18 protein-coding genes are annotated in these 20,780 nt (G+C 42.9%); all 18 read left to right on the forward strand.

Annotation, left to right across the window (positions count from 1 at the left end; genetic code table 11):
- The first annotated feature begins 181 nt into the window (after nt 1-181).
- The 18 genes from ACTNES_RS06265 to ACTNES_RS06350 all read left to right on the forward strand — a co-directional run bounded on the left by ACTNES_RS06265 (nt 182) and on the right by ACTNES_RS06350 (nt 20,748).
- Complete coding sequence (locus ACTNES_RS06265; protein WP_216458578.1) at nt 182-778, forward strand: FHA domain-containing protein; 597 nt, start codon at nt 182-184, stop codon at nt 776-778.
- Nucleotides 754-2,448 (forward strand): FHA domain-containing protein, encoded by a 1,695-nt coding sequence (locus ACTNES_RS06270; protein ID WP_441038907.1) that lies wholly within the window; start codon nt 754-756, stop codon nt 2,446-2,448. The genes ACTNES_RS06265 and ACTNES_RS06270 overlap by 25 nt, the downstream gene beginning before the upstream one ends.
- Before the next feature lie 21 nt (nt 2,449-2,469).
- The gene (locus ACTNES_RS06275) at nt 2,470-3,249 is read left to right on the forward strand and encodes a PP2C family protein-serine/threonine phosphatase (RefSeq protein WP_320813564.1); all 780 of its coding nucleotides are present in this window, start codon (nt 2,470-2,472) and stop codon (nt 3,247-3,249) included.
- A gap of 15 nt (nt 3,250-3,264) precedes the next feature.
- Entirely contained in the window at nt 3,265-4,191 is a 927-nt protein-coding gene (locus ACTNES_RS06280) for a lipopolysaccharide core heptose(II) kinase RfaY (protein ID WP_320813565.1), read from the forward strand.
- A 15-nt stretch (nt 4,192-4,206) separates the two neighbouring features.
- The gene (locus tag ACTNES_RS06285) at nt 4,207-6,507 is read left to right on the forward strand and encodes an ATP-binding cassette domain-containing protein (RefSeq protein ID WP_320813566.1); all 2,301 of its coding nucleotides are present in this window, start codon (nt 4,207-4,209) and stop codon (nt 6,505-6,507) included.
- A 41-nt stretch (nt 6,508-6,548) separates the two neighbouring features.
- Nucleotides 6,549-7,433, forward strand: a complete 885-nt coding sequence (locus ACTNES_RS06290) for a DUF4234 domain-containing protein (protein WP_320813567.1) — start codon at nt 6,549-6,551, stop codon at nt 7,431-7,433.
- A gap of 193 nt (nt 7,434-7,626) precedes the next feature.
- Nucleotides 7,627-8,229, forward strand: coding sequence for an FHA domain-containing protein (locus ACTNES_RS06295; RefSeq protein ID WP_320813568.1), 603 nt, complete (start codon nt 7,627-7,629; stop codon nt 8,227-8,229).
- 21 nt (nt 8,230-8,250) lie between these two features.
- Nucleotides 8,251-11,133 (forward strand): polysaccharide deacetylase family protein, encoded by a 2,883-nt coding sequence (locus ACTNES_RS06300; RefSeq protein ID WP_320813569.1) that lies wholly within the window; start codon nt 8,251-8,253, stop codon nt 11,131-11,133.
- 28 nt (nt 11,134-11,161) lie between these two features.
- Nucleotides 11,162-12,112, forward strand: coding sequence for an NADase-type glycan-binding domain-containing protein (locus ACTNES_RS06305; RefSeq protein ID WP_441038912.1), 951 nt, complete (start codon nt 11,162-11,164; stop codon nt 12,110-12,112).
- Nucleotides 12,113-12,320: 208 nt separating this feature from the next.
- A complete protein-coding gene (locus ACTNES_RS06310; protein ID WP_291814426.1) occupies nt 12,321-13,121 on the forward strand; it encodes a lysozyme inhibitor LprI family protein in 801 nt (266 codons plus the stop codon).
- 127 nt (nt 13,122-13,248) lie between these two features.
- Nucleotides 13,249-13,908, forward strand: a complete 660-nt coding sequence (locus tag ACTNES_RS06315) for a prepilin peptidase (RefSeq protein ID WP_330687425.1) — start codon at nt 13,249-13,251, stop codon at nt 13,906-13,908.
- Nucleotides 13,905-14,930: a hypothetical protein gene (locus tag ACTNES_RS06320; protein WP_291814429.1), complete on the forward strand. Its 1,026-nt coding sequence runs from the start codon at nt 13,905-13,907 to the stop codon at nt 14,928-14,930. Before ACTNES_RS06315 ends, ACTNES_RS06320 begins: the two co-directional genes overlap by 4 nt.
- 35 nt (nt 14,931-14,965) lie before the next feature.
- The gene (locus tag ACTNES_RS06325) at nt 14,966-16,156 is read left to right on the forward strand and encodes a CpaF family protein (RefSeq protein WP_300335593.1); all 1,191 of its coding nucleotides are present in this window, start codon (nt 14,966-14,968) and stop codon (nt 16,154-16,156) included.
- The gene (locus ACTNES_RS06330; protein ID WP_291805567.1) at nt 16,153-16,926 is read left to right on the forward strand and encodes a type II secretion system F family protein; all 774 of its coding nucleotides are present in this window, start codon (nt 16,153-16,155) and stop codon (nt 16,924-16,926) included. The genes ACTNES_RS06325 and ACTNES_RS06330 overlap by 4 nt, the downstream gene beginning before the upstream one ends.
- A gap of 8 nt (nt 16,927-16,934) precedes the next feature.
- The gene (locus ACTNES_RS06335; RefSeq protein ID WP_216458591.1) at nt 16,935-17,966 is read left to right on the forward strand and encodes a type II secretion system F family protein; all 1,032 of its coding nucleotides are present in this window, start codon (nt 16,935-16,937) and stop codon (nt 17,964-17,966) included.
- A 140-nt stretch (nt 17,967-18,106) separates the two neighbouring features.
- Nucleotides 18,107-18,295: a Flp1 family type IVb pilin gene (locus tag ACTNES_RS06340; protein WP_216458619.1), complete on the forward strand. Its 189-nt coding sequence runs from the start codon at nt 18,107-18,109 to the stop codon at nt 18,293-18,295.
- 50 nt (nt 18,296-18,345) lie between these two features.
- Nucleotides 18,346-19,857: a DUF5702 domain-containing protein gene (locus tag ACTNES_RS06345; RefSeq protein WP_291805562.1), complete on the forward strand. Its 1,512-nt coding sequence runs from the start codon at nt 18,346-18,348 to the stop codon at nt 19,855-19,857.
- Nucleotides 19,858-20,028: 171 nt separating this feature from the next.
- Nucleotides 20,029-20,748 carry a TadE/TadG family type IV pilus assembly protein gene (locus ACTNES_RS06350; protein ID WP_441038915.1) on the forward strand — a complete coding sequence of 240 codons (720 nt, stop codon included), beginning with the start codon at nt 20,029-20,031 and terminating at the stop codon, nt 20,746-20,748.
- Nucleotides 20,749-20,780: the final 32 nt, after the last annotated feature.

Raw genomic sequence — 20,780 nt, forward strand, 5'->3', positions numbered from 1 at the left:
TGCTTTCGTACAAAACATCGAAAACAGTATAAAATCAAATGCTGTTGTAAAAGCCCTGAAGCGGCTTATTCAGCAAAGGGGCACTCATTTATAAAAGTTGTAAACTGGTGTAATCAAAATCTATGATTAAAAAATAATTTGAATATTCTTCAACAAAAAAGTTTGAGTGGGGAAGAGAAACATGGCAATTGTAAAGTGTGAAAACGGGCATTTTTTTGACAACAACAAATATACTTCCTGCCCGTATTGTGTGAAACTGGAAAACGAAAGAAACCGGTATGAAGAGCAGATGCGGGATCAGGTGACAATTATGATCCCAAAGAGGGATGATAGTGCAGAAACATCAGAGTCTGTGACTGTCGGTCTGTATGAGCCACCCAAGGGTGATGACCAGAAAACCATCGGCGTTTTCGGCAGACAGTCAGGTAAAGATTTCGTGACAGGATGGCTGGTGTGCACGAAGGGAAGGGAAAAAGGAAGAGACTACCGCATTTATAATGGAAACAACTGGATCGGAAGAGGCTACCAGATGGACATCTGTATCGTAGATGACCCTGCCATTTCAAGAGAAAGACATGCAGTGCTGGTCTATGATCACAGGTCCAACAAATTTTTCCTCTCACCTGGGTGTGGAACTATCACAATGGTCAACCATGAGATGCTTGTAAAAGCAAAAGAAATAAAGAGCAGAGACAAGATCACACTTGGAGAGAGTGAATTTACATTTGTTCCGTTCTGCGTGGAGGGAGAAACATGGGAGAGAGAAGAAAAAGAATAGGAAAAATAACAGGATTTCTGCTGACAGGAATGTGTCTGATGCTTCCATTTAATGTATATGCGCAGTCCTGTGAGATAGAGCAGATTTCCTTACATATGCCGGATGTAAGAGTGTATTACCGCAGTGACCAGCAGGAGCAGAATTATGAAGCATATCTGGGTGGGGAAGCTCTGAACTATGATAAATCCGCACAATTCAGCGAGCTGAATGAAGGTGTCGATTATTACATTCTTTTGGATATCTCAGCGTCCATTCCGGACAGTCAGTTTGCAAATATCAAAGATGGTATCATTAATTTTATCTCATCTAAAGGTGAAAAGGATAAATGCGTTCTTCTGACTTTTGGTGATGAATCAAATGTAGTGCTGAATGGCTCTGAGAATCCACAGGATGCGGCAGCTGTTGTCCAGGGATTGCAGAATAAAGATATGGAAACCGTATTATTCCAGACCCTGGTCAAGACCGCAGACATGATCGATCAGGCGGCACAGACAGAGGAGAAACGCCGGGTAATCATTACGATCACAGATGGCGAAGATTGTGTGACAGGACAGGCGACTTCCAATGAGGCAGTAAGCGAACTGAATCATAAGGGAATTCCGATGTATGCCATTGCAGTAGACGTTGGAAAAGAAGAATATATCAACAGTTTCGGAGAACTTGCCCGAAATACAGGTGGTACCCTGAGTATCTTTAATTCAGGAACTTGTCTGGATCTTATGAATCAGATCCGAAATACAGTCCAGGACAGTTACGTGGCATTCTTCCACAGTGATACCAATGTAGCAAGCAACACAAGAGAAGACCTGACTGTGAAATTTCTGGATCAGCAGGTAACTGATACAAAAGAGGTAATCCCTACAAGATGGATTCCGGATACGGAAGCACCACAGGTAGTTCAGTGGGAAAAAGAGAGCGATAACGAACTGAAACTGACATTCTCTGAGAAAGTTCTGAATGCCGATAACCTGGCAGATTATAAGGTAGAAAGAGACGGCGAAGCTGTTGCCGTAGACTCTGTTTTTTATTCAGAGAAAGAAACGCCTTATGCGGTTCTTACTTTCAAGGACAAACTGTATACAGGAAACTATCAGATTAATTTTTCCGGCATTACAGACTGCTCCATGGAGAAGAACGGTATCACAAAGCTGGACAGCTTTGATCTGGACGGAGCGAAAAAGGGCAAATCTACAACGTTCTGGATCATTCTGATCGCAGGAATTGCAACAGTGGTAGTAGCTGGCGTGATTATTGTAGTTGTGGTGACTTATAAGAAAGTCAAGAAGAACAAAGGCGTAATCTATGTGGATGGCAAAGCAACCCTGGCATCCAATGTGGATGTGAAGCAGCATGTTTCCGTGGTAAATCTTCCGCAGAAAACAGTTACTTTCCTGATGAAAGATCAGATCAATGGAAAATGTGAGCTGAAGATTACGATCAATGGAAGTGCTATGGCAGGACGAAGCGATGACTGTGATATTTACTTCGATGATCCAAAGATGTCCAGACAGCATTTTGCGCTGGAGACAGATGGAAATGATGTCTATATCACGGATCTGGAGAGCAGTAACGGAACATTAGTTAACGGAGTCCGATTGAACAGGAGAAGAAAGCTTTTGCCGAATGATGAAATTACAGCAGGGAATATCCAGGCAAAAATTGTCTGGTAACTATACATAGAAGGGAAGCGTATGGAACTGGATAATCTATGGAAAATTGAAACATATACAATGACAGATCAGGGAACAAGGGAATATCAGCAGGATGCAGCCAAAGCTGTTACAGATGGCAGGTCTGCTATGGCAGTTCTCTGTGATGGAATGGGTGGTCTGAAGCATGGAGAAATGGCAAGTGATCAGACCGTGCAGCATTTCCTGAGAGATCTGGAAGAAGCGTGGCCAATCCAGAACATTCCCGGATTTCTGGAAGAAGAGGCCCGAAGGATGGACCGTCTGGTAAGTACTCTTACGGATGAGCAACATCATAAGCTGGATGCAGGAACGACCATTGTGTCAGCTATAATCTGTGAGGGTCTTCTGCACTGGATGTCTGTAGGTGACAGCAGATTATATATTTTAAGAAATAAGCATCTTACGTGCCTGACAAAAGACCACAATTATAAGAACATGCTGCGGGAGAATTTAAAGGCAGGCAAGGTTGATATGGATTTCTATAATTCAGAAATCAGCAGAGGCGAGGCCCTGACCAGTTATCTTGGTCTGGGAAATATCGTTCTGATAGATACGAATGAGATTCCCTTTCAGCTGCAGGATGAGGATATCCTGATGTTGTGCAGTGACGGACTGTACAAGACGCTGACAGAGGAGCAGATTGAAGCAGTAGTTACGGAAAGCGGCGGAAATATTTCCATTGCAGGAGAAAGATTACGAAAGACTGCAGGCAGATGGGGCAGAAACGGTCAGGATAATACGACAGTGATTTTGCTGAAAATCAGCCAGAATTGCGGATAACAGGAGGAAAAAGATATGCCGAAATGCATGAAATGTATGGAGGAATATGAGCAGACAGATTTCTGTCCGTACTGTGGAAGAAAACGAGATGCAGCCTCCGTCTATACAGACCAGATTCCGGAAGAAACTATTTTGAACCGGCGTTTTATCATCGGAGATGCAGTACGAAAGGACAGGATTGGATTTCTCTATATTGCCTGGGATGCACTTCTGGAACAGAAAATTTATATCAGAGAGTGGTTTCCTGTTAAAACGGCGTGCAGAACCCAGGGACAGCTCCTGGTGAAGAGCGAGGTCAGTCAGGATCTCTGGAAACGCCTGGAGGATGCATTCCTTGCACATATGGAGAAACTTCATAAACGTCAGGATATTTCACAACTGGTTCCTGTGTATACTTTCTTTCGGGAAAATAATACGGCATACTGTGTGATGGAATATGTAGAGGGAGTGACTCTGCGTGAGCTTCTGAGTAGGCAGAACCCTCTTAGCCTGTCGGTGGCAGAGAACATTATGGCGAAGCTGCAGGAAGCAGTGTCTGTACTTCATCAGAATGAGATTATTCATGGGAATATTACACCGGATAATATTATCTTGTGCCAGAATGGAGAAGTGAAACTGCTGGATCCGTCATGGTCCGGCGATGCAGTGGATGATATAAAGAATACTGTTTTCTGGAGCAGATATGTACCTGCTTCTTACAGAAAAGTACCATTACACAAGAGCAAAGAAACAGATACATACAGTATGGCGGCCGTTTTTTACAGGATGCTGACGGGAGAAGAACCCTATGGTATTCTGAATGAAAGTATGAAACGGAAGCTGCCGTCTCTATCGGAATATGGCATTACAGTTCCGAAACAGACGGAGAAGCAGATCATGAAGGATCTGGGAGAAAGTGAGAAAGAAGAAAAAGGATTCTTAAGCTTTTTTCATAGAAAATAGATGAGGGGAAAAGGTATGAGAGAGTGTGTTTTTATTTCTGTCATTGATCCGGAGGGCAGAATAAATAAAAGTGAGATTCCTGTTCAGAATACCCGGACAATCAGCCTTGGAAGGGAAATGGGTGCAAATACTGTGCAGCTTCCTTTCCGGTTCGTGTCAGGGAGACATGGAGAGATCACTTTTGAAGGAAATAAAATCTATTACAGAGATCTCAACAGCAGAAATGGAACGGTTGTGGAGTCCGGCGGATTAAGAGGATTTTTACATCAGACTACCAGGCGAGTGGAAATTCAGGATGGTGCGCTGCTGAGAATATCGGCAGGGTCAGAGAATGATTCCATCACGGTTTTGTTTGATACAGAGCAGGGCGAGGAAACGTGGAAAAGAATTCCTATCGGAAAAGCCCCGCTGACGATCGGACGAAGCAGCAAAAATGATGTGGTATTAAAGAGTAGTAACGTTTCCAGACAACATGCCATTATACAGGAAGAAGATGGGAAATGTGTGATACATAATCTGAAGAGCACCAATGGTCTTCTCGTAAATGGGCGTGGCGTACAGGATTCGGCTGTTCTGAAGAATCAGGATGAGATACAGATTCTGGATTACCGTATGATTTTTGCGGAGAAATTTCTGTTATTTAAAACAGTGGCAAAGGGCGTGGCACTTGAGACACGAAATCTCCACAAGAGGGTTGGTAAACAGAAGAAAGTCATCTTAAATCACGTGAATTGTCAGATCGAAAGCAACGAATTTGTAGCAATTATTGGTGGTTCCGGTGCAGGCAAAACAACGCTGATGAATGCAATGAGCGGATTTGACAAGGACGTGCAGGGAGCTGTATTTCTCAATGGAATTAACCTCAGAGAGAATTTCCAGCATCTCAAAAGCATCATTGGTTATGTGCCGCAGCAGGATATCATTTACGAGAATCTGACTCTACGGAAAATGCTCTATTATACAGCAAAATTAAAGATGTCCGCAGACACCACCAGAGAAGAGATTGATGCGAAGATTGAAGAAGTTCTGGATATGGTGGAGCTGAAAGAGCATGAGAATACATATATCCGAAAAATGTCCGGTGGTCAGAAGAAGCGTGCAAGTATTGCAGTAGAATTGCTGGCAGATCCGAAGCTGTTTTTCCTGGATGAACCTACATCAGGACTGGATCCCGGAACAGAGAAGAATCTAATGACCATTCTAAGTAAACTGTCAAAGACAAAGGACAAGACAATCATTATGGTTACGCATACAACCCAGAGTCTGGATATGTGTGATAAGATCATATTCATGGGACCGGGCGGGCGTTTGTGTTTCGTGGGAACAGCACAGCAGGCACTGATGTTTTTCCAGACAGACAGCCTGGTCAATGTTTATAATATCATTGCGAAAGATCCACAGTTCTGGGAGGAGCAGTATGAACACTGTGTAGGCTCTGACAATTTGCCGGAACCGGAGCGAGTGGGAAAATCTGAGTTAAAAGAGAGAAAGACATCATGGATGCGGCAGCTTTTGTACCTAAGTCTCAGATATGCGGAACTGATCAAGAATGATCTGCCGAAATTGTTCCTGACGTTCTTGCAGCCGATATTGATCGGATTCCTGCTCTATATTGTTTCTGAGGATGATATCTTTGATATCTATGAATCTACGAAATCGATGTTATTTGCACTAAGCTGTTCGGCAATCTGGATGGGATTGTTTAATTCAATTCAGGAAATATGCAAAGAGCGTGTTATCATAAAGAGAGAATATATGGCAAATCTGAAACTTCCGGTTTACATTCTCTCGAAGTTTATCATTCAGGCGTTGCTTGGGCTGATCCAGAGTACTCTGCTGACAGCTGTATTCCTGATAACTGTGGGAAAATCTCATTCTGGAATCTTCTTTGATTCTTTTTATTTGGAAGTATTTCTTACAGTCTGGTTGACGGTACTGGCTTCCATGGCAATGGGATTCATCATATCGTCTCTTGTGAAGACAGGAGACAAAGCGATGGCAGTGGCACCATTTATTTTGATCGTACAGCTGTTGTTCTCAGGAATTCTGTTCAAATTAGAGGGAGCGGGAGAATGGATCTCTTACCTTACTGTGAGCAGATGGTCCGTAGAGTCTCTGGGAAGTATTGTGGATTTAAATGGTATGCAGCTTCGCATGCAGGAGCAATTTCCGACACTGGAACATGCTGCAGAGGATTTCTTTGAATGTACGAAAGGACATCTCCTGCAGTCATGGGGAATTCTGGCAGTCATGATGCTGATTTTCACGGTTGTCAGTGTTTTCCTGCTTCGTAATGTAGCAAAGGACAGCAGATAAAAGAGCGTATGAAAACTAAGGAAATTAGGAGGAGAGAGCAAGTGGAACGAAAAAAAGAAGACAGGTCATTGTTAACATATGTGTTATTATCATTAGTTACCTGTGGAATTTACGATCTGATATTCAGATGGAAATTAATTAACGATCTGAATGATGTAAGTTCAGCAAAAGATCCGGACGGATGGAGATCGCCAAATCTGATCGTATTGATTTTGCTTACACTGGTCACCTGTGGAATTTATGGATGGTACTGGATTTATCAGGTAGGAAATACCATATGCAGAGCAGGTGAGAATTATGGGGAGAGGATTGATGAGAATGGGACGACTCTTCTTTTATGGTCATTGTTTGGATCATTGCTTTGCGGGGCCGGATACTTTATTGCGTACCATTTAATGTTCAAGAATATGAATACAATCTGCCGCAGATATAATGAAGAATTTATTGATAATGTTGCATATGCGCAGGGGGGATATAGTGATGATCATATTTATGACAGTGATGTAATATCTGATTTCAGCGTATCCGGAAATTCTTACAAGGGAAAAACACCTCTGACTGCACAACAGGAATCTGAGGAAACGACACAGATGGCAGGATGGACCATTGGAATGGCATACGGTGCACTTGTCTGCACGAAGGGCAGTATGCAGGGGGCAGAGATTAATATTCTGGACGGTGAGATGGTAACGATCGGCAGAGACGGTAATGCAAGTAATCTGGTACTTCCAGACAGAGATATCAGCAGACGCCATTGCACAGTTCAGTTTAATGCAGCTGAGAACTGCTATTATGTGACAGATTATTCTTCCCTTGGAACAAGGATGAATGGTACAGTACAGCTGGACAGGGAAGTACCGACAAAATGCTCAAGAGGAACACGAATTATTCTTGGACAGGGAAGTAATGAGTTTCTTTTACAGTAATGAAATGAGTTAGGATCAAGAGAGATTTGGCTCCTGACTTGATATGAGATTTAACCGAATCAAGTAGGTCCCCTGCTCCAATTGCGAAAAGCAATAAACTGCGGAGCAGTTATTCGGTGTAGAGCCACGTAGCGAAGCGGATTGAGAATATCCGCTTGACATAAAACAGAGACAGAAATTGGAGGATAAGATTATGAACTTACAGAAATGCGAAAACGGACATTTTTATGATGCAGATAAATACCAGACATGCCCTCATTGCCAGCAAATGAATGATGACCAGAAAACAATAGGAATGACAGTTCCGAATGATCAGCCGGCAGTTACACCGACCATGCCGCAGCAGCCTTTTGCATATGCAGGTGGAAATACTCCGAGTGATGATCAGAAAACAGTAGGAATTTTTTCACATACAATTTCCGGGAATAAGGGAACGCAGCCGGTTGTTGGATGGCTGGTAGGAATCCAGGGAGAATGTATGGGACAGAGTTTCCAGCTTAGAGAAGGTAAGAACTTTGTTGGACGTGCAGAGGATATGGATGTTGTGATCAGAGGAGATCTGGCAGTTGCGAGACACCGCCACGCATGTGTGATCTTTGAGCCGCGTGCAGGGATTTTTTATGCACAGCCTGGAGAATCCCATGAACTGTTTTATCTGAATGATAATGTTGTATTAAACAGTGAGGTTCTGAAGAGTCATGATGTGATCACGCTGGGAGAGACAAGTCTTATGTTTATTCCACTCTGCGGACCGGATTTCAGCTGGGATAAATATAGAAATAAAGAAGTGAAATAGGACATGCAGTCGGAGGAGTAAATGAAGATTGAAAATTTATGCATAAACTGCATGAAGGAGAAAGCCAGTCCGGAAGGGAAATGTGAGCACTGTGGTTATGATCCGGCAGAAGACACCATTCCATCTCATCATCTGTCGCCGTTTGTGATTCTTGAGGGAAAGTATCTTGTAGGAAAGTCAATCGGTGAAGGCGGATTCGGGATTACTTACATTGGTATGGATCTGAATCTGGAGATGCGTGTTGCCATTAAGGAATACTATCCAAATGGCTGCGCAGTCCGTGATACAAGCGGAAACAGCTGCACGGTTCAGTCATATTCGGGAGAAGCACAGACATTCTTTGAGACAGGAAGAGAGAAGTTTATCAATGAGGCCAAGATTCTTGCGAAATGTATTGACCTTCCTGAGATTGTCACAGTAAAGGATTTCTTTAAGGAAAATCATACTGCTTATATTGTAATGGAATTTCTGGAAGGGCAGACTTTGAAAGCTTACCTGAAGGAAAGAGGCGGAAGGATTTCTGTAAAAGAAACTCTTGACATGATGAAACCACTGATCCGGTCTCTTGGACAGGTGCATAAGATGAATCTGATCCACCGTGATATCAGTCCGGATAACATCATGATCACCACAAATTATGAGGTTAAGATTCTTGACTTCGGAGGTGCGAGGGATTTTGGTTCAGCCAGAGGCAGAAGCATGTCGATTATGCTGAAGCCTGGTTATGCACCGGAAGAACAGTACCGTACTCATGGAGAACAGGGTCCGTGGACGGATGTGTATGCATTATGTGCAACTATGTATCGATGTATTACCGGTCAGATACCACCGGAATCTATGGAACGTACCTATCAGGATCACATGAGACAAGTGACAGATTTCCAGCCGGATTGTCCGCGGGAAGTGAATTTTGCTATCTGCAAGGGTCTAAGTGTTTATAAAGATGACCGCTGGCAGTCCATGGAGGAACTTTATGACTGCTTGTATAATGGAAGGGCGGTTACAGAATCTGAGGAGATTCTGGTTCCTGACAATCGTAATAATCATAACAACTATAATAATCATAATAACCGTGCTGCCAGAGAGGAAGGACAGGTCAGAGGAAAGCAATATTATCCCCAAAAGAAGAATAATATGCTGCCAATCATGGCAGGAATCCTTGGCGTGGTTCTGATTGCTCTGTTGGCAATATTTGGAGTGAATTATTATAAATCAAAATCTGATTCTAAAGAGACCACGGCGGGTCCTACTGAGACAACGGCACAGGTTCGACCGATGCTGGCGTTGACATTTGATGATGGTCCTGGACAGTATACAGATGAACTTCTGGATTGTCTGGAGGAGAACAATGCACATGCAACATTCTTTATGCTTGGTCAAAATGTCAGCGCATATCCGGATGCACCGAAGCGTATGCTGGAACTTGGATGTGAAATCGGAAGCCATTCATGGGATCATACACAGTTGACGACAATTAGCATTGATGCAGTTGCCAAGCAGTTTTCTGATACGGACGATGCTCTGGTGCAGGCGTGCGGCCAGGCGGCCAGTGTAGCACGTGCACCGTATGGTGATGGAAACACAGATATTTATAATACAGTAAATAAACCATTCTTTATGTGGTCATTGGATACAGAAGACTGGAAACTTCTGGATGCAGACGGAGATTATAATGCGGTAATGAACGGAGATCTTACAGATGGATCGATTATCATGATGCATGATATTCATGAACCGTCCGTAAAAGCCGCTCTGAGACTGATTCCGGATCTTATTGCACAGGGATATAAGCTTGTGACAGTAAGTGAGATGGCAGAAGCGAAGAATGTAACACTGCAGAATGCAAGTTACGTAGATTTCTGGCCGAGCACACTCAGTAATGGTGGCGTACCTGGATATAATGGCGGAACCGATGCAGCTGCTGCAGATTCGACAGACTCAACAGATTCTTCTGATACCAGTTCTTCAGGCGATGGTTCTGATCAGACGAAAAACTCAGAAACTGAAAATAAGTCTGAAGAAGAGCCAACACCGACATCGACTCCAACACCAATTCCGACGCCGACCAAGACTCCAAAGGTTGCGTATATTAATATGGATCATATTCAGGATGAAGTATTCGGCAGTAAAGGCTCCGGGGCACAGGAGAGTCTCTATATGCGTGACTGTATGGAGGATGCTCCCCGTGGAACTGATGAAAAAAATACTGCTATGCCTGCAACTGGAATGGTTTCTGTTCCAATCCTGTATACGCTTGCAGTGAAAATGGATGATCCAAACAGTGGAATTACTCTGAATACGCCAGTTACTTTTCAGTACACCTATGATACAGCCAGCGGCGGCAGAGGATATCTTACTTCATCGCAGGCGGGTCAGCAGATGTCGATTGATACACTTGTTCAGGAGATGCTGATGTACAGCGATAATAATGCCACCAATTCTCTGATCAGTTTCCTGACGCTGGAGGGAATCCAGCAGACATGCCAGGAAAATAAATTTACCAGCGTTATGATGCGCCGTCAGATTGTTAAGGGTGGTACATCTGCAGATGACAATCTGATTTCTGCGAAGGATGCCACAAATATGGTATATGATTTGTTTATGAACAAATTCAGTGTGATCAACCGAGATTATCTTATGAATTATATGAGAATCTGTGACAATGCACAGAGACATGCGATTTTTCAGTCAGATACACTGTATAATGGAGGAACTTTCTGCAACCAGAATGGAATTCGACCGAATCCGGGAAGTGGTACTTATGCAGAGGTTGGAATCATTCTGGCAGATGGACAGCAATATGTTGTCTGCGTGATGTCGGATGGAGGAGATGCAGATCTGGCATCTGATGAATTCTCAGATGCAGTGAATTATATTCACACTTGCATGTTGGAAACTCATTAACTATTAAATAAAACGAGGGGTGAGAAGTATGAATTGTCCGAAATGTGGGTCACCTGTGGGCAAAAATGATGAATATTGCGGCAGTTGTGGCTATCATTTAAATACCTCAGGTGAACAGGAACAAAAGAAAAAGAAGTCAGGGTTTTTAATCTTTACTGTTGTTTTGGAAGTCATTGCTATTGTGGCGATTGCAGGTGCGATTTTCTTTGTAGTCCATGGTGGTAAAGAGACTGAAAAAGGTAGTGGTGAGGTACAGACAAAAGAACAATCTGGTTCTTCAGAGAGTAAGGAAGGTTCTGAAGGTGAATCAAAGTTAGAGAAGCAGGAAGAAGCCGATGATGCTTCAAATACAGAGAATCAGAAAGAAGCTGATGACTCATCGAATGCAGAAGGCCAGGAAGATTCAGATAATCATCCAGAACCGGCACCTGATGATTCTGCAAACCAGGATACGGGAGCGGAGGCAGAAAAAATAACTTCTGCAAAGCTGCTCAATGATTCAGATTTATTAAAGGATATAAAGAAGTCTTATACCAGAGTTGACAGCAGTGCGATTATAAATATGAATGCATCTTCAGTCATTGACCAGGATCTGGTTGAAAATGAGCCGATTAAAGCATTTGATGATAATGATAAGACAGACTGGCAGGAAGGCGCAAATGGGCCGGGCATTGGTGAATACCTGGAATTTACTTTTGATAAGTCTTATCCGATAGCTTATATGACATTTAAGCTTGGAAATTGGTTATCAGATGATTATTACTGGGGAAACTACAGACCAAAAACTTTACGGATTGATTCAGGAAGTGACAGCTGGAATCTTACATTTCCTGATGGAAAGGATGAGTTTCTGGTTGAGCTTGATCCGGAGACTGATATAAGTGATATCAAAATTATGATTCAGGAAGTATATACTGATCAGGTAAAGTGGGACGACACAGCAATTACGGATATTGGTCTTTGGTATAAAGCGGATTAGTCATTACTTACTGCTTACAGAGTGAGCAGTAATGATTAAGAATATGCTCCTGCAGAGAATACTTACTTTGCAGGAGCTTGTTATGTAGCAGAAAATTTTTGCGGGATTTTCTATTTTAGTTTAGCCGAAATAAATAAGTTTCTGGTTCAATTGTAAAAAAGTAATAACTGTGGTCAGAGATTTATCTATATTAGAAGGAGGATACGAGATGTACTGCCCTAAATGTGGCAATAAGTTAAAAGACGATGACAAATTCTGTACAAGCTGTGGATTTCAGATGGAAGAGGAAGAACAGGAAGAGAAAGAAAAATCTCCTATAGGATTAATTATTCTTATTATCATTGCTATGGCGGTAATTGTAGCTTCCGGTATATTTATGTTCAGCCACCAACGGAAACCTGAGGGAAAAACGGAAACAATCAGCAGTACAGATAAGAAGAAACAGAATACGAAGAAATCTGGAGATGGAGAAAAGAAAAGTGCAGAAAGTGCTCCGGCAGTTACGAATACTCCTGCACCGACAGATACTCCTATACCTACGGACACACCAGTGCCGACAGAAGCTCCGGTACAGGTAGACATGCCAGTCGATACTCCTGCAGCAGAAACTCCACCGCCGGCAGAAAGCGAGGCGCAGCAGGCTACAAGGTCGGATCTGTATTGGCAGGCGAAGAATGAGATTGCGGCGTTAGAGACGCAGTCAGAAGAAATAAGAAATACAAAACTTTCCAGTTATCAGGCAGATATAAATTCTGGCTATGCAGAATTATATGAAATCTGGGACAAAGAACTGAATATTGTATGGGGATATCTAAAAAACACTCTGGACTCTGCAACAATGGATCAATTGACGAATGTGCAGATAGAATGGATTAAGGAAAAAGAACAGGCAATGGCTCAAATAGAAGAAGATTTTAATGGCGGTTCAGGAACATATGCAGCTGTATATGGAGAAGGCTACGAAAGAACAAGAACCCGTACATATGAGCTGGCAGAGATGCTTCCGTGACAGATCCTATTTATGAGTATTTTGAATCCATATGTAGGGCATGCTGTTAATCATACTATATCTGATTCAGATAACCAGTTTATAATTATTTTATAATTTCGACAAAAAATAGGACTGGACAAATCAATTGTCCGGTCCTATAATAATATTCACCAGAGTTCTTCTGGTAATTCAATCCCGTCAGTTCGGCGGTAAATTCCACTTTTACTTAACGATAATTTCTATAAAACAAAAAACTGAAAGCAAGACGAAAATCATAAGACTGGAGGGGATATTATATGTATTTTTTCACCTTTTTCCTGTAGCAGTAGCCGCAACAGCCATGGTTATGGATATTCGTACTGCGAAAGTTGATAATGGCTGGATTCTATTTTCTATGTTTCTGGGATTGTCCGGCTGTATCTGGCAAAAAGGTATTGCAGGAATCTGCTCTTTTGCCTTGGGAAGCGTAATACCTTTACTTCTTATCATTCTGTTTCTTTTTGGAATGATGGGCGCAGGAGATATTAAATTATTCTGTGCGCTGGGAGGGGTCATGGGACCCGGAGTCATTTCGAGATGTATCTTTGTTTCTTTTCTGGCAGGTGCAAGTATTGCAGCTGTACTTCTGATCATCAACCACAATTTCTGTGAAAGAATCCTTTATTTTATCAAATATGTAGAGCACACGGTCAGTACGGGAAAGATTACTTCCTATCGGAGAAAAAGCATTTCTGCTCCGGAGAATTTCCATTTTACGATTCCTGTTTTTATAAGTGTGTTGTTATATGCAGGAGGTATCTATTGAAGAGAAATATTTTTGCAGTATGTGATCTGGAAGTGGATTATGCGCTGAACTTTATGGATTATATGAATCAGAAGAAGAATATCCCGTTTGAGATACAGGCATTTACAGCAGTAGAGAAACTGATCGCTTACGGGAAACACACACATATAGAGTTGCTGTTAATTTCCGGGCGGGCTATGTGCCGTGAAGTCCGGGAACTGGATATCGGTAAGATTATTATTCTGTCGGAGGGTGTGCATCCTCCGGAACTTGACCAGTATCCAAGTGTGTATAAATATCAGTCTTCTTCTGATGTACTCCGGGAAGTAATGGCATGTTACGGTGCCGAAAAGAAGTCCGTATCCGATCAGCTTGCAGTATTAAAGAAGACAACAGAAATAATAGGCGTATTTTCTCCTCTGGGACGTTGTCTGAAGACTTCTTTTGCATTGACACTTGGTCAGATACTTGCCAGAGACCGGGCGGTTCTTTACCTGAACATGGAAGAATATTCTGGATTTGAGGAGCTGATGGGAAGAGGTTTTGCTCATAATCTGAGCGATCTTCTTTATTATGTGAGACAAGATAACCAGAATCTTTTGTATAAGATGAACAGTATGATACAGACCATCAATAACCTGGATTATATTCCGCCTGTGCAGATGCCGGCAGACATTCGCACAACATCCTGGCAGGACTGGGAGAGGCTTTTGCAGATGATCATGCTTGACAGTTCTTATGAAGTGATCGTACTGGATATTGGATGTGGGATTGATGAAAATTTCCAGTTACTTGATCTGTGTAAGAAAATCTATATGCCTGTATTGTCAGATGCTGTTTCCCAGTGCAAGATCGCCCAGTTTGAGAATCTGGTGCGGATCTGGGATTATCCTCAGATTTTGGAGAAAACGGAGAAGATAAGCCCGCCTTTTCACATGGTAACCGATCCGTCGCCAGCTTACATAGAACAACTGGTGTGGAGTGAACTGGGAGATTACGTGAGGAATCTTCTGAGAAAAGAAAATCAGAAAAAAGAAATCTGAAGACAGTTGTGGGAATGAAAGCCGGAGGAAAAAGGATGAACAAAGATGTATTTAGAACCTTACGCCAGATGCTGATGGAGGAACTGGATCTGTCCAGAGAACTGTCAGATAAAGAAATTCTGGATGTGATCGATGAATTGATCCTGAACCAGATAAAAGATGTCCGCCTTGCACTGAAAGAGAAAGTACAGCTTCGTCAGGAATTGTTTTATTCTGTCCGCAAGCTGGATGTATTGCAGGAACTGGTGGATGATGAGACTGTCACTGAAATTATGGTAAACGGACCTGACACCATCTTTGTAGAGCGGGCCGGCAGACTGACCAGGTGGCATAAGAGTTTCACTTCTGCGGAGAAGCTGGGGGATGTGATCCAGCAGATCGTAGGTAAATGCAACCGTGTGATCAATGAATCCATGCCTATCGTGGATGCCAGACTGGAGAACGGTTCCAGAGTGAACGCGGTAATTTATCCGGTAGCTTTAAATGGCCCAATCCTTACGATCAGGCGTTTTCCCGAACACCCCATTACAATGGAGAAGCTAATCGCACTGGGAAGCATTACGCAGGAATGCGCAGAGTTTCTGCAGAAACTGGTGAAGGCAAGATATTCCATGATCATAGGCGGAGGAACCGGAAGCGGCAAGACAACATTTCTTGCCGCTATGTCAGAATATATTCCCAAGGATGAAAGACTGATCACCATCGAAGATAATGCAGAGCTTCGCATCAGGGGAATTGACAATCTGGTTCGTCTGGAAGCCAAGATGGCAAATATGGAGGGCGCGGTGTCGGTTACGATCAGAGATCTGATCAAGTCTGCGCTTCGAATGCGCCCTGACAGGATCATTGTGGGAGAAGTCAGAGGTGGAGAGGCAATGGATATGCTTCAGGCATTGAATACAGGGCATGAAGGGTCGCTGTCTACTGCCCATGCCAATTCTGCCAGAGACATGCTGTCCCGACTGGAAACAATGGTTTTGATGGGCGTTGATCTGCCGCTGGAAGCGATACGAAGACAGATTGCATCCGGTGTGGATATTCTGGTACATTTGGGGAGAATGAGGGACAAGTCAAGAAAATTATTGGAGGTAACTGAAGTGTGCGGATTCGAAAACGGTGAGATCCGGATTCGGCCGCTGTATCAATGGCAGGAGGGAAAAGGTCTTGTGAAGACTGCGTCTCTCCTCCATGTGGAAAAACTGGAAAGAGCGGGGATTGAACTATGAAAGGGAAAGAAAAAGAACAACGTTATCTGAAGCGGGATTATGAGCATTATTGCTTTTCACCCAGGGAGTTTCTGAAATATACAGGTCAGGCACTGGCATTATGTATTATGGCAGATTATCTTTTTTACAGAAGTGTGTGGGTATTGCTTCTTGCATTTCCTGTGGTTGTATTTTATCTGAAATGGCAGCAGAACCGGATGATCAGAGAGAGAAGAAAGAATCTGAACTATCAGTTCAAAGATGCACTGACGTCCCTAAGTGTTGCAGTTCAGGCAGGATATTCGGTGGAGAGTGCAGTGAAAACCTGTCTTCGGGATCTGGAACGATTGTATGGAAAGGGTACAGATATTGTGGAGGAATTCCGCTATATCGAGAGCCAGCAGCACATCAGTGTTCCGCTGGAAGAATTGTTTCTGGATCTTGGAGAGAGAAGCCAGGTAGAAGATATTGAAAACTTTGCATCTGTGTTTTATACAGCTAAGCGTACCGGCGGAGATATGAACCGGGTTATTCAGAAAGTAACACGTATGCTGGGAGATAAGATTGATGTGAAGAAAGAAATAGAGGCGACACTGGCAGCCAAGAAATCTGAGCAGATGATCATGAGTCTTATGCCTGCAGGAATTATTCTGTATCTGCAGATGACCTCACCGGGCTTCTTAAGTGTTCTTTATGGAAATCCCTTTGGAATTGTAGCAATGAGTATCTGTCTCGCAATTTATGCGACTGCATACTGGCTTGGCAGAAGGATTGTAGATATTGAGGTGTGACAGTACAAATGTGGGTACATGTTGTCATTTTTGTCATGATTCTGTGTGCACTGATCGGATGGAAAAAAGGATGGATTCCATCTTCCGGAATCGGAGGAAAGGAAGGAATCAGACTTTTTGCAGCAGTAGCAATATCCGGGAATCTGCTTGGCATGATTCTTACCGCAGGAAACGGCGGACAGGTGTATCCTCAGGGATACCGTCTGGAAAAGGAGGATACAGGATCATATGAGAAGGAATTTATGGTATCCGTGGATGGAGAGAAACCGGTTTCCATGTATATACAGGTACCGGAAAAGGAACAGGAAGAACAGGAAACACCGAAACAGGATAAGAAACTGACCAGAAAAGAGCAGGCAAAGAAAGATCTGGCAGAGGCAGTGGCCCGATATAATGAGCAGCAGAATGATCCGGACTATTATTATCTTCCGGATACGCTGAATGGAAAAAAGGTAAAGTGGGAAATCCCTGCAGATAATTCCGGTATGCTTCTGACCGGGCTGTTTCTTATAGCCGCAATGGTAATCCTGGTAATGAAAGGCAGAGAAGAACAGGTACAGCTTCAGAAACGGTATGAAGAACTGCTTATGGATTATCCCGGACTGATCATGAAGTTTACACTTCTTGTTCAGGCAGGAATGACAGTAAGAAAGGCATTCCAGAAAATCGCATTGGATTATAGCAGAAAGAAGAAACGAAAACCGCGGCCTGCCTATGATGAGATACGAGTCATCTGTTATGAAATGGAAAGCGGAGTTTCTGAGAGTGAAGCATACAGAAGGTTTGGAGAGAGATGTGGACAGGCAAAATATAAGACTTTTGCTACACTTCTGATTCAGAACCTCCAGAAGGGAAGCAGACAGATGGCAGATATGCTGGAACGGGAGTCTATGGAAGCGTGGGAAGAGCGTAAGAGAAAAGCCCGTGTTCTGGGAGAAGCTGCTGCAACGAAGCTTCTGATCCCGATGATCATGATGTTGATGGTCGTAATGGCAATTGTGATGATACCTGCGTTTCTGTCCTTTTATGGAGGAACCTGATCTAAGAAGTGCCTGAAAATGGTGTTGTATTGGAAAGTATGCTGTTGCGCACGAAATAGACATTAATATTAGAGTTATAGTTTGCAAGATGTGAAACAGGATATAAACGAAACATACGGAGGAAGAATATGGGACAATTGATGCAAAGTGTGAAAAGACAAAACGGACTGCTGCGAAGATTTGCAGAGGAAGAAGACGCTGTAGGTGTTGTGGAGATCATTTTAATTCTTGTAGTCCTGATCGGACTTGTCATTATTTTCAAAGAGCAGCTGACCAATCTGGTACAGAGCATTCTTTCAAAGATCGCGAAACAGAGTAATTCTATCTGATAAAAGTTTACCCGTTGAATACAAAAAAGAGAAGGAGGTGTACTTCCTGTATGAAGTGTCATAAAGAGAAAAAAGGAAGCATTACTGTATTTCTGGCACTGATCCTCAGTCTGCTTCTGTCACTGGTGTGTACAAGCATAGAATCTGTGCGTATGGCATCTGCCCGAACACAGATCCTGAACAGTATGGATATCGGACTGTACTCTGTATTTGGACAGTATGATAAGAAACTCCTGGAGGAGTATGACTTGTTTGCGCTTGACGGCTCTATGGGAGGCGGGATGTTGAACCTTGCAAAGATTTGTGACAATCTAGAATCCTATATGAAACCTGTCCTTAAGCAGAACAGCCAGAAACTCAGTCTGCATCAGAGCGGACTGACCGGTTATCGTCTTCTGACAGATAATGGTGGAGAAGTTTTTTATCAGCAGATTGTGCAGTATATGCAGGAAACTCTTGGCAGTCAGGGAGTACAGGCCCTTCTTAACCGAATGTCTGACCGTGAGAAGAAAACGAAGGAAGCAGATTTGAAGGCGAGTCAGGCAGAAGCAGGAGGTTCTATCGACAGGTATGATTCAGAAATGAATCAGGCTTCGCAAAAAAGCCAGCAGGCAGCGGAAGAAGCTGCAAAGAATCAGCAGGGAAATAATGCAGACAATTCTTCAGGACAGCAGTTTGGAGATGGAACGACACAGCCGGTACCTGCACAGGAACCGGTGAATAATCCGATTACTGTTATTAAAAGAATTATGAAGATGGGAGTTCTGGAACTGGTGCTGCCATCCGGACGTGGGATTTCCACGCATACAGTCAGCAGGAATACGCTGGTTTCAGGGAGACAGTTGCAGCAGGGAATGGAGATGCCGGATGGACTGACAACAGAGAACAGTTATACTTCAGGTGTACTATTTCAACAGTATCTGATGAATCATCTGGGAAATTATATAAATCCGTCAGACAAAGGTCTGGCATATCAGATGGAATATATTTTCGCAGGGAAAGACAATGATATGGATAACCTGAAAGCTGTAGCAACGAAACTTTTGTTTATCAGAGAGGGTGTAAACTTTGCCAGTCTGATGGCAGACAGTGCAAAGAGAACAGAAGCGCAGGCTCTTGCCACAGCTATTGCAGCCGGATTTCTGATTCCGCCGGCAGCCGTGGTGATTGAGACAGCGCTGCTATTATGCTGGGCATTCGCAGAGAGTGTACTGGATGTACGAGAACTTTTTGCAGGAGGAAAGATTCCGCTGGTAAAGACTTCTGCAGATTGGCAGATTTCCTTGGCAAATCTCTCTAATCTGATGGAAGGATTGGATTCTATGAGAAAAAACGATGATCATGGAATGTCCTATGAAGACTATATTCAGGTGCTGGTTTTGTCAGTTTCGAAGGAAAAGAAGGTAATGAGAGGAATGGATATGGTTGAGAATACGATCAGAAATAATGGCAGAGCACATTTTTGTATGGATTCTTGTATTGTGGCTTTGGAAGCGTTTGCAGATGTCAAAGCTAATAAGAAAAAGGAATTTCATGTGGTTCGACAATATTGCTATGAATGATCATAGAAACAAGCTTCAGAAAAGAGGTGTGAAAAGATGCTTTTACAGAAAAAAAGCAAAGGGACTAGAGAAAGCAGAAAAAAAGATGACAAAAATTATGAAAGGAGGAGTTGCTCTCGAAGAAATATTTTTTCCTTTTTATCCCCGAAAAAAGGAAGAAATAAATACAGCTTGAAGGTTGATTGGAAAGCTAATCTTTCTGTAAAAGCACCTTTTGATCTCTCTTTTCTGAAAAGGATGTTTTTTAAGAAGAGTGCTTTGAAAAGGGGAAGTCTGGCAGTGGAGACTGCGTTGGCGCTTCCATTGTTTTTTCTGGGAATGGTCACATTGATATCCTTTATGGATATTTATAAGCTTCAAACAGAACATCTGACAAGCTTATGTACAAGAGCAAAACAGACAGGAATGTATGCCTGTCTTGCGGGAGATAACGGCCCGGAGAATATTACTTTGCCGGATATATATACTTATAAGCCGTTTGGTGGTCTGCTCCCTCTTCCAGGTGTTGTGATCTATAACCATGTAAAAGTTCATGCATGGACTGGAACAGAGTTTCCTGATAATGGAGGTGAACAGGGAGAAGTAGAACAGATGGTATATGTGACAGCATCTGGAAGTGTCTATCACAAAAATCCTGGATGTAGTTATCTAAATGTTTCTCTGAAACAGATTCCGGGAAGTTCTGTAAAGTCTGCAAGTAATCAATACGGAGAGCACTATTCTGCCTGTGAAACCTGTAGCAGAAATCAGAATCCGGCAGGGGTAGTGTATGTCACGGAACAGGGAAACAGATATCATAATCTGGAGTCCTGCAGTGGGTTGAAGCGTTCAGTAAAACTGGTAAAATCTTCCACAGTTTCCGGAATGAGTGCATGCAGCAGATGTGGATAAAACATATAAAAATTAAAGCGGATAAGAAGTAA

The organism is Blautia sp. HCP3S3_D9, assembly GCF_052063845.1.
Classification (GTDB): Bacteria; Bacillota; Clostridia; order Lachnospirales; family Lachnospiraceae; genus Blautia_A.

Excerpts from the sequence above, each read along its gene's own strand:
- ACTNES_RS06265 (WP_216458578.1), top strand. The coding sequence starts at position 182 with ATGGCAATTGTAAAGTGTGAAAACGGGCATTTTTTTGACAACAACAAA.
- ACTNES_RS06270 (WP_441038907.1), top strand. The coding sequence starts at position 754 with ATGGGAGAGAGAAGAAAAAGAATAGGAAAAATAACAGGATTTCTGCTG.
- ACTNES_RS06275 (WP_320813564.1), top strand. The coding sequence starts at position 2,470 with ATGGAACTGGATAATCTATGGAAAATTGAAACATATACAATGACAGAT.
- ACTNES_RS06280 (WP_320813565.1), top strand. The coding sequence starts at position 3,265 with ATGCCGAAATGCATGAAATGTATGGAGGAATATGAGCAGACAGATTTC.
- ACTNES_RS06285 (WP_320813566.1), top strand. The coding sequence starts at position 4,207 with ATGAGAGAGTGTGTTTTTATTTCTGTCATTGATCCGGAGGGCAGAATA.
- ACTNES_RS06295 (WP_320813568.1), top strand. The coding sequence starts at position 7,627 with ATGAACTTACAGAAATGCGAAAACGGACATTTTTATGATGCAGATAAA.
- ACTNES_RS06300 (WP_320813569.1), top strand. The coding sequence starts at position 8,251 with ATGAAGATTGAAAATTTATGCATAAACTGCATGAAGGAGAAAGCCAGT.
- ACTNES_RS06305 (WP_441038912.1), top strand. The coding sequence starts at position 11,162 with ATGAATTGTCCGAAATGTGGGTCACCTGTGGGCAAAAATGATGAATAT.
- ACTNES_RS06310 (WP_291814426.1), top strand. The coding sequence starts at position 12,321 with ATGTACTGCCCTAAATGTGGCAATAAGTTAAAAGACGATGACAAATTC.
- ACTNES_RS06325 (WP_300335593.1), top strand. The coding sequence starts at position 14,966 with ATGAACAAAGATGTATTTAGAACCTTACGCCAGATGCTGATGGAGGAA.
- ACTNES_RS06330 (WP_291805567.1), top strand. The coding sequence starts at position 16,153 with ATGAAAGGGAAAGAAAAAGAACAACGTTATCTGAAGCGGGATTATGAG.
- ACTNES_RS06335 (WP_216458591.1), top strand. The coding sequence starts at position 16,935 with ATGTGGGTACATGTTGTCATTTTTGTCATGATTCTGTGTGCACTGATC.
- ACTNES_RS06340 (WP_216458619.1), top strand. The coding sequence starts at position 18,107 with ATGCAAAGTGTGAAAAGACAAAACGGACTGCTGCGAAGATTTGCAGAG.
- ACTNES_RS06345 (WP_291805562.1), top strand. The coding sequence starts at position 18,346 with ATGAAGTGTCATAAAGAGAAAAAAGGAAGCATTACTGTATTTCTGGCA.